9 protein-coding genes and 2 pseudogenes are annotated in these 12,992 nt (G+C 60.6%); 5 read left to right on the top strand and 6 right to left on the bottom strand.

Annotated elements, in window-relative coordinates:
* Positions 1 to 18: 18 nt before the first annotated feature.
* Positions 19 to 363: an MmcQ/YjbR family DNA-binding protein gene (locus ACEWE8_RS03005; RefSeq protein WP_395589223.1), complete on the bottom strand. Its 345-nt coding sequence runs from the start codon at positions 361 to 363 to the stop codon at positions 19 to 21.
* Positions 364 to 370: 7 nt separating this feature from the next.
* The gene (locus ACEWE8_RS03000; RefSeq protein WP_046786126.1) at positions 371 to 1,273 is read right to left on the bottom strand and encodes a LysR substrate-binding domain-containing protein; all 903 of its coding nucleotides are present in this window, start codon (positions 1,271 to 1,273) and stop codon (positions 371 to 373) included.
* A gap of 134 nt (positions 1,274 to 1,407) precedes the next feature.
* Here ACEWE8_RS03000 and ACEWE8_RS02995 point away from each other — a divergent pair, with 134 nt between their 5' ends.
* On the top strand, positions 1,408 to 2,019 hold the full coding sequence (locus ACEWE8_RS02995; protein ID WP_046786127.1) for an FMN-dependent NADH-azoreductase: 612 nt from the start codon (positions 1,408 to 1,410) through the stop codon (positions 2,017 to 2,019).
* 60 nt (positions 2,020 to 2,079) lie between these two features.
* On the opposite strand, the gene ACEWE8_RS02990 is transcribed toward ACEWE8_RS02995, so the two are convergent.
* The 4 genes and pseudogenes from ACEWE8_RS02990 to ACEWE8_RS02975 all read right to left on the bottom strand — a co-directional run bounded on the left by ACEWE8_RS02990 (position 2,080) and on the right by ACEWE8_RS02975 (position 5,799).
* Positions 2,080 to 3,273 (bottom strand): MFS transporter, encoded by a 1,194-nt coding sequence (locus tag ACEWE8_RS02990; protein ID WP_046786128.1) that lies wholly within the window; start codon positions 3,271 to 3,273, stop codon positions 2,080 to 2,082.
* A 186-nt stretch (positions 3,274 to 3,459) separates the two neighbouring features.
* Positions 3,460 to 5,046, bottom strand: coding sequence for an ABC-F family ATPase (locus ACEWE8_RS02985; RefSeq protein ID WP_012314600.1), 1,587 nt, complete (start codon positions 5,044 to 5,046; stop codon positions 3,460 to 3,462).
* Between the two features lie 20 nt (positions 5,047 to 5,066).
* Positions 5,067 to 5,261, bottom strand: a pseudogene (locus ACEWE8_RS02980) (site-specific integrase); the annotation flags it as partial.
* Between the two features lie 190 nt (positions 5,262 to 5,451).
* Positions 5,452 to 5,799, bottom strand: coding sequence for a hypothetical protein (locus ACEWE8_RS02975; protein ID WP_223255107.1), 348 nt, complete (start codon positions 5,797 to 5,799; stop codon positions 5,452 to 5,454).
* 674 nt (positions 5,800 to 6,473) lie between these two features.
* Between ACEWE8_RS02975 and ACEWE8_RS02970 the strand changes: the two are divergent.
* From ACEWE8_RS02970 to ACEWE8_RS02955, 4 genes and pseudogenes are all read left to right on the top strand, one after another.
* Positions 6,474 to 9,028 (top strand): annotated as a pseudogene (locus tag ACEWE8_RS02970) (type VI secretion system Vgr family protein).
* On the top strand, positions 9,025 to 11,040 hold the full coding sequence (locus tag ACEWE8_RS02965) for a DUF3274 domain-containing protein (protein ID WP_367903796.1): 2,016 nt from the start codon (positions 9,025 to 9,027) through the stop codon (positions 11,038 to 11,040). The pseudogene ACEWE8_RS02970 and the gene ACEWE8_RS02965 overlap by 4 nt, the downstream one beginning before the upstream one ends.
* On the top strand, positions 11,037 to 12,725 hold the full coding sequence (locus ACEWE8_RS02960) for a DUF2875 family protein (RefSeq protein WP_395589216.1): 1,689 nt from the start codon (positions 11,037 to 11,039) through the stop codon (positions 12,723 to 12,725). The genes ACEWE8_RS02965 and ACEWE8_RS02960 overlap by 4 nt, the downstream gene beginning before the upstream one ends.
* Complete coding sequence (locus ACEWE8_RS02955) at positions 12,722 to 12,991, top strand: PAAR domain-containing protein (RefSeq protein ID WP_046786132.1); 270 nt, start codon at positions 12,722 to 12,724, stop codon at positions 12,989 to 12,991. Before ACEWE8_RS02960 ends, ACEWE8_RS02955 begins: the two co-directional genes overlap by 4 nt.
* Position 12,992 lies beyond the last annotated feature (1 nt).

Here is a 12,992-nt window from a genome sequence, read left to right as displayed (position 1 = left end):
ATTGCCCTTCGCGGGCCCTCACATCAGCAGGCCCACCTGCGAACGCTTCGCCAGCCGCCGCACCACCAACTGGTGCGAGCGCTGCAGCAGGTCACACAATTCTTCCCGGCCCATGGGGTAGGGCGGCGCCATGCTGATCCACCGCGCCCGTGCCAGATACGGTGCCGGGCGCACGCCTGGCCTGTCGCAGTAGCCCAGAAACAGCTCATTGGCCACCTTGAACGACAAGCCAGCCCCCGCCAGGTCGAGTACTGCGAACATCTTGTTACCGGCCACCGAAAATACCCGGATACCGCCCCACTTATAGTCTTCCCGCGCGCCGGGCAGCGCCAGGCAGAACGCCGCCACCTGTTCCTCGGTCATGGTCTGTCTAGACATAACGGTCTCCACACGCTTCGAACGATGCTGCCAGATGATCGATCCATACCCGTACTGCAGGCAGCAACCCACGCCGATGCGGGTAAACCGCCTGCAGATAGCCCCCCGGCAGCGACCAGTCCGGCAGCAGCCGCACCAGCTCGCCGCGTTCGAGTTCATGCTCGCAGAACATGCTCGGCAACGCAGTAAATCCCAGCCCGGCACGTACGGCGGCATTGCGCACCACAAAATCATCGATGGCCAACCGTGGCTCCAGGGCGATTTCCTGTTGGCGACCATTGGGCCCCAGCAGGCGCAAATGCACCAGCCTGTCTGCTTCAGCAGCGCCCAGTACCGGTAAGGAGGCCAGCTCGGACGGCTCACGGACATGATCGGCAAAGCCCGGAGCGGCCACCAGTTGCATCTGCGCCTGACGCAGCCGGCGCGTGACCAGCGCCGGGTCTTCGTCGCCCAGCTCTCGCACGCGCAGGGCAACGTCGATGCCTTCGGAAATCAGGTCGACACGGCGATTGAGCAACACCATGTCCAGTTGCACCTGGGGGTACAGCTCCAGAAATCGGCTGATGACGTCCGGCAGGAACGCATGGGCCAACGCTACCGGGCAGGACACCCGCAAGCGCCCCCGCGGCTCGCTGCTCATGCTGGCCACCGCCTCGTCAGCGGCCTCGGCTTCCAGCAGCATGGCCTGGCAATGGTGCAGATAGCGTTCACCCACCGCGGTGAGCTTCAGTTGGCGCGTGGTGCGCTGCAGCAACCGCGTGCCCAACCGCTCTTCCAGTTCGGCGATGCGCCGCGACAGACGCGACTTGGGGATGCCCAGCTGGCGCCCGGCGGCGGCGAAGCCACCGGCTTCGACTACGCGAACGAAGTAGAAGAGATCGTTGAGGTCTTGCATGAGGGCTGTCTCACTGTTCTATCTGTGGGACAAACTAACGCATTTTTGCTGGCTTTTCAGCTATTCGACGGCCCGGTAGGATTCTCTCCATCGTGATCGCCCAATGCTGCGGTCTTCATTCACAGGAGAGTCCCATGAAACTGTTGCACATCGATTCGAGCATCCTGGGCGACAATTCCGCCTCGCGCCAACTGAGCCGGGAAGTGGTCCAGGCCTGGAAAGCCGCTGACCCGAGCATCGAAGTGGTCTATCGTGACCTCGCCGCCGACGCCATTGCCCACTTCTCCGCTGCCACCCTGGTTGCAGCCGGCACGCCGGAAGACGTCCGCGACGCAGCCCTTGCCTTCGAAGCCAAGCTCAGCGCCGAAACGCTGGACGAGTTTCTTGCCGCCGACGCCGTGGTGATTGGTGCGCCGATGTACAACTTCACCGTACCGACCCAGCTCAAGGCCTGGATCGACCGCGTTGCAGTGGCCGGCAAGACCTTCCGCTACACCGAGGCAGGCCCTGAAGGCCTGTGCGGTGACAAGAAAGTAGTACTGGTTTCCACCGCTGGCGGCCTGCACGCTGGCCAGCCGACCGGCGCGGGCCACGAAGACTTCCTCAAGGTGTTCCTGGGCTTCATCGGCATCACCGACCTGGAGATCGTTCGCGCCCACGGCCTGGCCTATGGCCCGGAGCACCGCAGCAAAGCCATCGATGCTGCTCAGGTGCAGATTGCCAGTGAGCTGTTCGCCACGGCATGAACAACTTGTATTAAACGAACGGCTGTCGCTTGCGCGGCGGCCGTTTTTCATGGGTAACGCTCAGCCGCGATGGCTGCGCCGCGCCAGCAACAATGTCAGGCCAACCCCGCTAAGGGCCAGCAGGGCCGCGACGCAGAATATCGACGCATAGCCAAGGTGCGCCGCCACTGCGCCCATGACCGGGCCGGCGATGGCCAATGCCATGTCGAAGAACACCGCATAGGCCCCCAGCCCGGCACCCCGGCTGCTGCTGGGCACCTGCTTGATGGCTTCAACGCCCAAGGCTGGGTACACCAGCGACAGGCCGAAACCGGTGAGGCCGGCCCCGACCAGCGCCCAGAGCGGGGAGGGCGCAAGCCACAACAGGCTCAGGCCGAGCACTTCTGTGGCCATGCAGGCAACCGCCACGTTGTAACCGCCAAAGCGGTTGACGGCGTTGACGAACAACAGTCGCGAAATGATGAAACACACACCGAAGGCACTCAGGCACAAAGCGGCGCCTGCCCATCCACGTTCCAGATAATAAAGCGTGACGAAGGTGGTCAGGGTGCCATAGCCGATCGAAGCCAGGGTCAGCCCAAGGCCGCAAGGCGCCACACGGCTGAACGCAGACCAGAACGGCAGGCGCTCACCGCGCACCACCACCACGTCCGGGCGTTTGCGCAGCACCAGCATTGCCAGGGCGGCGAGCAGTATCAAGGCTGGGCCGAGCACGCTGAAATTCAGGCTATCGACTGCGAGCACGCCAACGGGGGCCCCGATGGCGATGGCACCATATGACGCGATGCCGTTCCAGGATATGACCCTGGCCGTATGTTCAGGCCCCACCTGGCTGATACCCCAGCTCAGGGTGGCAACGCCAATCAGGCCCTGTGCGAGCCCGAGCAGCACGCGCCCGCCAAGCAGCAGCGCAAGGCTCAGCAAGGGCGCATTCAAGGTCCAGGCCGAGGCCAGCGTCAATATTCCACAGGCCGCGATGCCCAGCAAACCGTAGCGGATCGCTTGCTTGCCGCCCAGCGTATCGGCCACACGGCCTGCGAAAGGCCGGCTGAGCAGGGTAGCCAGGTACTGCAGGCCGATGGTTACCCCGGCAATCACCGCACCGAAGCCCAGTTGGTCGTGTACATAGCTGGGCAGCACCGCGATCGGCAGGCCGATGCAGAGGAACGCGATGAAGGTGTAGAAAACGATCGAGAGGATCTGCAGGGTGATGGAGGCGTTGCTGCTGGCGGGGGCGGGCTGTGGCGCGGTCATTGGCTCGTTCGCGGGCGGGCGGTGGGCGTGGCCCCATCATGGCCGTTGCGCGAAGGAAATGAAAGCAGGCTAACGAGTTATTCAAAGGGAAACCGCTCCACAGTTACTGCGTAGTACCTGTGGAGCGTGGTCGCCATATAAAGAAGCCGGCCTGGTCACCTCAAAGGGCCAGGCCGGCTAGCGACTTCAGACCAGCACGCCCTGGCTGCGCAGGTAGTCGTCATAGGTGCCGCTGAAGTCCACCACACCGTCCGGCGACAGTTCGATGATGCGGGTCGCCAACGACGACACGAATTCGCGGTCATGGCTGACGAACAGCAAAGTGCCTGGGTAGTTTTCCAGCGCCAGGTTCAGCGCCTCGATCGACTCCATGTCCAGGTGGTTGGTCGGTTCGTCCATTACCAGCACGTTCGGCTTCTGCAGGATCAGCTTGCCGAACAGCATGCGGCCCTGTTCACCACCGGAAATCACCTTGACCGACTTGAGGATCTCGTCGTTGGAGAACAGCATGCGCCCCAAGGTGCCACGGATGACCTGCTCACCCGAGGTCCACTGGCCCATCCAGTCGAACAGGGTCATGTCGTCTTCGAAATCGTGCGCATGGTCCTGAGCGTAGTAGCCCACTTCGGCGCTGTCGGTCCACTTCACCGAGCCTGCATCCGGCGTCATCTCGCCGACCAGGGTGCGCAGCAGGGTGGTTTTGCCGATACCGTTGGGGCCGATGATCGCTACGCGCTCGCCGGCTTCGACAGTGATGTCGAAATTCTTGAACAGCACCTTGTCGTCGAAGGCCTTGGCCATTTTTTCCACGACGACAGCCTGGCGGTGCAGCTTCTTGGTCTGCTCGAAACGGATGAACGGGCTGACCCGGCTCGAAGGCTTGACCTCGGCCAGCTGGATCTTGTCGATCTGCTTGGCACGCGAGGTTGCCTGCTTGGCTTTGGAGGCGTTGGCCGAGAAGCGGCTGACAAAGGTCTGCAGTTCAGCGATCTGGGCTTTTTTCTTGGCATTGTCCGACAGCAACTGCTCGCGCGACTGGGTGGCCGCGGTCATGTACTCGTCGTAGTTGCCCGGGAACAGGCGCAGCTCACCGTAGTCCAGGTCGGCCATGTGAGTGCACACGCTGTTCAGGAAGTGCCGGTCGTGGGAAATGATGATCATGGTGCTGTTACGCGCCGTCAGAATCGTTTCCAGCCAGCGGATGGTGTTGATGTCCAGGTGGTTGGTCGGTTCGTCGAGCAGCAGCACGTCCGGGTCGGAGAACAGCGCCTGGGCCAGCAGTACGCGCAGTTTCCAGCCCGGGGCCACTTCACTCATCGGGCCAAAGTGCTGTTCCAGCGGAATACCCAGGCCCAGCAGCAGTTCACCGGCGCGCGATTCGGCGGTGTAGCCGTCCATTTCGGCGAATTCGGTTTCCAGCTCGGCGACGGCCATGCCGTCTTCTTCGGTCATTTCCGGCAGCGAGTAGATACGGTCACGCTCGGCCTTGACCTTCCACAGCTGGGCGTGGCCCATGATCACCGTGTCGATAACGGTGAATTCCTCGTAGGCGAACTGGTCCTGACGCAGCTTGCCCAGGCGGGTGTTCGGCTCGAGCATGACCTGACCACCGGAAGGCTCCAGGTCGCCGCCGAGGATCTTCATGAAGGTCGACTTGCCACAACCGTTGGCGCCGATCAGGCCATAGCGGTTGCCGTTGTTGAATTTGACCGAGACGTTTTCGAACAGGGGCTTGGAGCCGAACTGCATGGTGATGTTAGCGGTGGAGATCAAGGAGCTTACCTATCAATAACTTACGTGGCTTCTTCGCAGCTGCGGACCAATTTTGGACCAATCTGGAGCGTTTCCCGCTCCTGCCAGTCGTTGGACGAGTTAATCCAGCGCGCATAAGTCGATGAGAGCATCTGCACGCCATGCCCGAGCTGTTGGGCGATAAATGTGGGGTTGAGACCAGACATTGAGCGTATTGTCGCATAGGTGCGGCGGCATTGGCGCATCGCGGGCGCCGTTTTATTCATCGCGGTCTGCTTTCTGGCCGCGCAGATCGACGCTTGGCTCACAGATAAAGCCGCTTTTGGCGATGTATTCGACGGCATCGTTTTAACGACGCTCGCCGGAGGGATGTTCTACCTGGCAGGCAGAGGGTGACCCTGGCTGGCAGACTGCCCTGCAGACACTTCAGGGCTTGTACTGAATGGTGTACGACGCATCCGTTTGAGGGTCAATGGTAATCGGCATGCCGAACAGCTTCCCTTTACATTCACTGACGACGCAGCGATAAACGGACCCCTGCCTGAGCTGTGCCCACAAGCTTTCGTCATGTATCACGATACACACGACGCGGTTTTCCGGATCCTCTCTGACCTGAGCGACGTGGTGGTCCAGGTCGCAACCGAAATCGGCAGTGGTAAACTCTGGATCGTAGCCGATCAGCACACCATGCCTTTTCAGATCGTCCCTGATACGCTCAATCACGTCGTCTGCTTCTTGTTTCAGCATGATCGTTATCTCACGGTGCTTGAACATATCAATACTCTAGCTGACCCTGCCGGTCTTCGTAGATTGAGTACTGGTATTGCGCAGGCTTGAAGGTTTTGCGGTCGTGGCAGGAGCCGGCTCGCCGGCGATGGGCTGCACTGCAGCACCCGCTTTTACCCAGGCAACCCCGCCAACGGGCAATGTAACACCAGCTTAGCCCCACCCAGCCCGAACCCCGGGTGGCTGTGCCCTTCCTCGCTGCGATAAAAGCGCTTCAGCAAGGAAAGATTGTCAGCTATGGACATGCTTGCGCACCTTGTCACTAGGGCGTTGCGCGTCACCGAACCTGGCACCCGCCCGTTTTCTTGCCATTTCGATCACCTCTTTGTTTACCCTGATCTCCCTGCCCAAGGCATCCAATACATGGGGTATGGACGCAGATGCCCTCTTGTGCACCGTCATCGGTGACCCAGCGCAAACGGCTGGGTAGAACGGCAGCCACACGCGGATTGCCTGGCCTGTGTCGTCACATTCCGTCTTGCCGGGTAGCAGCATTCAACACCCACCACCCAAGTCGGTGAAGCTGTCGGCGGAAAGCGAAAAGTTCTGTCAATGGGACGACCGTCACAGTTTGTCAAATTCTGACTTGCCCCGATGGGGTTGATCCTCCCGGGCCCTGTGATACTTTCCGCGGCTAGTTTTAACAGGGAGTAATATCGTTGATGGAATTGACGAAGATCTTTGCACCACAGAACCGCCGGCTGATCAAACTCACCACTCCCATCCGAGATGACCAGGCGTTGTTGCTGGAGCATTTCAGCGGCAGTGAAGGGTTATCCACGCTGTTCAGCTTCGAGCTGTCGTTGATCAGCCAGGATGCCAGGCTCGAACTCAAATCATTGATCGGCCAACCTGCCTGTCTGGACATCGAGCTGGCCGACGGCGGCGTACGCCACATCCATGGTCACATCACCCGGTTCAACCTGCTGGGCAGCGACGGTGGCCTGCGCGTTACAGCGCGACACTGAGCCCCTGGCTGTGGATGCTGACGCGACGCGTTGATTCGCGGATCTTTCAAGAGCAGACCATTGAAGCGGTCATCCGCACAGTTTTCGAGCATTACGGCGGGCTGGGCACATTCGAGTTCCGCCTGCTGAAGCCGCTCAAATCCCACAGTTACATAACCCAGTATCGCGAAACCGACCTGGATTTCGTGTTGCGCTTGCTGGAGCAGGACGGCCTGTTCTTCTACTTCGATCACGGCACGGACGGGCACAGCCTGATCATCATGGATGAATCCCAGGCTCTGCAGGCGTTGCCCGAACAACCGCAAATCCGCTACCACAGCGCCTTTGTCACCGAAACCAGTGACTCGATCACCCAATGGCGCAGCCACCGGGTATTGCAATCGGGCAAGATGGCCATCCAGACGTTCGATTACAAGCAGCCAAGAAATCCGCTGCCCATCCACATGGGCAGCCTCAATGAGCAGGGGGATGTCGCGCCCTACGAGGTGTACGATTTTCTCGGTGCCTACAGTCATCGCCTGCCTGACGAGGGCGAGGCGCTGGTCCGCCGCCACCTGGAGGTCATCGAAGCCCAGGCCAAGACCTTCACCGGCACCAGCAACTGCCGGGCCATGTGTGCGGGCTACACCTTCGAACTGACCCAGCACTTCGACCATGAGGACGGTGCGGCAGAAGCTCGCCAGTTCCTGCTGGTGTCGGTCGAGCACCGGGGGCGCAACAACTATTTTTCGGATGAGCCTGCAGGTTACGACAACCAGTTTGTCTGCATTCGCCAAAGCATCCCTTACCGCCACCCGATCACCGTGCCGCGCCCCACCGTCAACGGGCCGCTCAGTGCGATCGTGGTCGGGCCGGCGGGCGAAGAAGTCTTCACCGACGAGCTGGCGCGGATTCAGGTCCGGTTCCACTGGCAGCGCGGCGACAGCCTGCCGCAGGGCAGCACCTGGGTGCGTGTGGCGATGCCCAGTGCTGGCAGAGGTTTTGGCCATCAGTTCTTGCCACGTATCGGCCAGGAAGTGCTGGTCACCTTCCTGGCAGGCGATATCGACCGCCCCGTGGTCACCTCGGTGCTGTACAACGCCGAGCAGACGCCGCCGCGCTTCAGCAAAGCCTCGGGCCTGCCAGGCAACCGCGCGCTTTCCGGCATACAGACCCAAGAGCACAAGGGCCGCGGTTTCAACGAGCTGTTGTTCGACGACACACCGGGCGCCTTGCGTGCCCGCGTCGGCACCACGCACCAGGCCACAGCGCTCAATCTGGGCAAACTCACCGAGCCACGTACTGACGGCCAGGCCAAGGCCCGTGGCAACGGTGCCGAATTGCGCACCGACGCCGCGATTGCGCTGCGCGCCGCCCAAGGCATGTTGCTGACCACCTATGCCCGCCGGGACGCCACAGGGGCACAGCTGGACCGCGAAGAACTGCTCACGCTGCTGGCCGAGTGCGGGGAGCTGTTCAAAAGCCTCGGGCAAACCGCCGCCGCGCGAGGCGGGGCAGCGGTAAACAGCGAGGGCATCGACGCCTTGAGCCAGGCGCTTAAACAGTGGCCAGCGCCCGACAGCGACAGCCCGGGCAAGCCAGTCATGGCCGTTGCAGCTGAGGCGGGTATCAGCAGTGCCACACCGCGCTCGCAAACCCACTATGCCGGTGCTAACCACGACACCACCGCCCAGGACCACCTGCAGTTGACCAGCGGCGCCGCCATGCGCCTGCAAGCCGGCAAGGGCATCAGTGCCTTCGCCCAGGATGAGGGCATCAGTGCCATTGCCAACCGCGGCAAAGTGCTGGTCCAGGCCCAGGAAGACGACATCACCGTCAACGCACAAAAGAACCTGCACCTGTCGGCCGCCGAAGGCGAGGCGGTCATCACCGCGCCAACCATCCGCCTGGTGGCCGATGATGGCAGCTATATCAAGATCGGCGGCGGCGTTGAAATCGGCAGCCAAGGCAAGGTGATCGTCCATGCCAGCGAGCATGACTGGGTCGGCCCCAACACCGACAGCGCCCCGTTGCCAGCATTCACCCGCGACCCGGCGGCGCAACGCCTGGCTTTCCACTACCCGGGGCACGCCGACGACAGCGTGCGAATGGCCGTTGACCACGCCTACCAGATCAAACTCGAAGACGGTAGCACCGTGCAAGGCATGACCGACGCCAGCGGGCTCACCGAACACGTCGAGCGCGAAGCGATGCACCAGGCACAAGTGGCTGCCCTGCGCAGCACCGGCAGCAAAGGAGGCAGCCAATGAGTGGCGATCAATATGCTGTGGCTGAAAGCGTCACCCGGCTGGTACCCAATTTCAGTACCGAACGCAAAATGGAGGTGCCCGCCGACCTGCCAGGGGTGGTGATCTTCTTGCACGGCGTGAATGACCCGGGGGCTTCATACGAGTCGGTGGAGACGGGGTTGTGCCAGGGGGTGAATGAGCGTTTGGATCGGCCTGATCTTAAGGCGGGGCGGTATGGGGCGGACTACAATGCTGCAAAAAAAATCCCGATTCAGGAGCTCGGTGAAGATCACAAAGCCACACTCGACGATCCAGACACGTTCCTTTATCAGCGAGACGCGGACGACCCCAAAACCCGCAGCCTGATGATCCCTTTTTATTGGGGCTATCGCGCCGAGCCTGGCGAGATAAAGCGCGATAAAAATAACGACCCGACCAAACTGCGCGACCAATATCAGGACGTGTTCGAAAACCGCCTGGACCGGCACTTCGCCAAGGGCGGCGGGTTCTTCGCCAATGCCACCAACAACCTGCTGGAGATGTACAGCCAAGGCTTTGCCAAGGCTATCCGGCATCTCGCACAAGTCACGCTGTCCAACACCCAGTACATGGGAAAAGGGCCACACCGGCGTTACTTTGTGTTCGCAGCAACGCGTTTGGCCATGTTGGTCAGTGAGATCCGCCGTGTATCGCCTGATGAAACCATCACCATCATGGGCCACAGTCAAGGCACCTTGATTACCCTGCTTGCTCAAGCGATGCTGATCGACAAGGGCCAACGCTGTGCCGACACCGTCATCATGGTGGACACGCCTTACAGTGTGCTGCCAAAGGCCACACCCAAAGGCCACGACACACTCGCGACATTGATCAACATCGCCACCGCAGTCACCCAGGCACCCCATGCCCAGCCGCCGCTGTCCGCGCTCAGGGACAGCAAGACCTACGGCGGTCGCACGGGCCCCAAGTGGTCACCCACGCAGGGCTCGCGCAAGGACAAGGTGGGTAACCTGACCGTTTTCCCCGAACGTGACAACCGCGGCAAGGTGTACCTGTACTTCTGCCCGGACGACACCACGGTCGCCCTGGACGACGTTCATGGCATCGGTACCTATGGGGTACCCAATGCCTTGGCTGACGGCAAACCGGCGATGGCGGCGTTGCAGTCCTTGCGCTTTTACCAGCGCATGTGGACCAAGCGTCATCGCAACGGCGAGCCGGTACTAGTCGGCGAAGCCATACAACAAACGGTGCTGCGTGCCAAGGGAGAACCCCGCTACCCTGGCGGGTGGTCAGCCGCTGCCGTGGCCTCGCGAGCGCCAATAGCAAAAGGTGAGGAACTCCTGATCAATGCCGAACCTTTAAGCCCACCCCATGCTCCACAAATGTTTGGCGGCGAGGCAGTAACTGGCACACCCACCAAGGCAGGCCTGGACAGTCCCGATGACGTGAGTATCCGCAGCGCGCTGGGTAATCCGAAAGCCAGCTTCAAATGGTTCAAGGTGCGTACCAGTCCTCATCGCGTGAACTCGGATGCGGAACGGGCCCGGTGGAACACTGGCAAAGAGCCCGGTGATCAAACTTCCGCCATAAATCAAGTGGCCGTGCGTCAAGGCTCAGAGGTGAAAGAGTACGTCATTTACCGTGAAGAAACGCCTAACGAAATTCAGGTCCGGATGCCCGCAGATCCGGACGAAATGGACCCTAACAGCTACCACTCGGCCGTTCTGCGCAGCCCGGAGAACCAACGCTGGGTTACGGCGATGGACATTGCTATTGGCCAGGCGCACAGCCTCGATGATCCGGCTATGCGAGAGGTGTTGGTAGCGATTGCGGATTGGAAGATAGATGAAGCGATATTTACGGAAATAATTAAATTGCCGGGTTGGACGAGACTGAGTGGGGAGGCTCAAGCATTGGTGACTGCTAGTAGTAAGTATTATCAATGGGGCGTGTTCCCGTCTTCTGAGCTGGTCTCGCTAAGGCCGCCGTCCCTGGTAGTCGATGCACCTGTAAAAGGAGTTGGCCGATGAAGGACTACTCCCCCACCTCTAAGTCACGGCCCAACCTGAAACCTTATCAGTTGATCGCCGGGGTGCTGATTGTGCTCTGGCTCAGCTTCATCTGGATTGTCCAACTCAAAGCACAGGAAACCGACATGGTACTTCGCGACATGAAACCCGTCATGGCCTGGGGCATTGCCGCTATTGTCGGCCCGCTGCTGGTGATCTTTGGCACTCACTGGTGGGGCAATGTCCTGGCAAGTGAGAAGGCAGAGCTTGCAAATTATCGGAAACAGATAGAGGCCAAAAACGCCGAACAGCAGGCCACGCAAGCGCGGACCTACGCCCTGGAAATTCGGGGAGTGGGTCTAGGGATTTACACAGACGGCCAGTCCAAAATCTGGCAGTTCATAAAAAAGAAGAACGACAACTTCGCTTCGATCTACCCGCAGGACGCGAAAGACTACAACCCATCATTAACTTCCAGGAGAAACTCCGCAGGCATCAAAGTCCGTATTGCATTCAAAAACTCGGCAGGTGAGGCAGTAGCGTACTGGCCAATCCCGGTGTTTGCGCTGGGGCCGCCTACCCCCTACGACAGCTCCTATAGCGCAGCGGGCCTGATCAATTCAGGCCGTAATGCTGCAACCTTGGGCGTTACCCAGTTTCTGTGGCAAGACGATGAAAGCACTACCCATGCTCAAGGCATGATCGAGCGATTGTTCACGTTTTTTGACGATAACCCGAAGGTGCCACAGGCTTTGATCGCGAGCCGAGACGGTGACGTGACACGAAACGGTTATCGCAAACCCGGCACACCGGGTTTGCAGAATGGCCAAGTGGTTCCGACGATCTACGAAAACGCGACTGGCCTGCTGGTCACGCGTTCGGACCGAGTGGACCGCTACATTCGCCCCTTCGTCACCCATGACGCCGAGGACAATCAGGACAAAAAAACTGACTTCGGGAAATTGTGGGCGTTTTATTGGGACCGGAGCAAGGCATTCATGGAGTGGTATGAAGCCGCCGAGCATGCCAAAGGCGTTAAAATCTTGCTAGGCCCGACCACCATGTCCAGCGCCTACTGGCAATCGCAACTACCCACCTTGTGGAAAACCATCGACAACCGCGGCCCAGGCCATTTCGAACCGTCCCCTTGGCTGCCCGTACGTTGGGCCGAACACCAGTTGAAAGAGTTCGACGCAGCGCCAGTGCTGGGCTACTTGCACCGTCCGATCAAGGTTTCCATGCAGGACGAGCACGGCAAGCGCCTCAAACCCGCGTTGCAGGCCAAGGCCTTGCAGGCAGGTTGGCTCAAGGCCCTCGACACGCTGCCCGATCGGCAAAAACCGGTGCGCGTGTTCTACGACACCACTAACAACGCTGAAGCAGAAATCGCCCTGACCAACGCCTTGCACAGCCTCAATACCGACGGCCAAGGCCTGGATGTGAGCAATGTCGACGAGGGCTATGACATCGGTCGACGCCTGGGCAATACCGGCGTCAGCAGCGCGCTGGTGGAAATCAACCTGGCCACCATCGCCAGCTACCACGACGGCGGTGCCAGTGCCGTGGTGTACGCTGGCAGCGACGGCAGCCTCACCGTGCAGATGATCAGCCCGCCAGATGAGGCACGCAAAGCGAAGAACCAGCAGAACCGTGGTGCTGACCCCTTCAAGTATGGCCTCCCAAATGTCGGGCGACCCAAGGCATGAACCGTCCCATCTGCCTGGGCGACCCCACCAGCAGTGGGGGCAGCGTGCTGTCATGCCAACTGGCTGGCACCCACGCCGTCAACGGTAAAACGCCAGCGGTGCTGGGCGACAAGGCCAGTTGCCCGCTTCACAAAGGGGTTTTTGCGTTTATCGAGGGGCATCCAAGCCGACGCATGAACGGTAAGCCGGTGGTGCTGCAGGGCCATCGGCTGGCATGCGGGTGTCACGGCGTGGTCAGCCATGCGCTGACTGTGAGCGTCGAGTAGT

It is taken from the genome of Pseudomonas sp. TR47 (assembly GCF_044143025.1).
In the GTDB taxonomy this organism is placed as follows: domain Bacteria; phylum Pseudomonadota; class Gammaproteobacteria; order Pseudomonadales; family Pseudomonadaceae; genus Aquipseudomonas; species Aquipseudomonas putida_E.
This window is presented reverse-complemented; position numbering and strand designations above follow the sequence as displayed.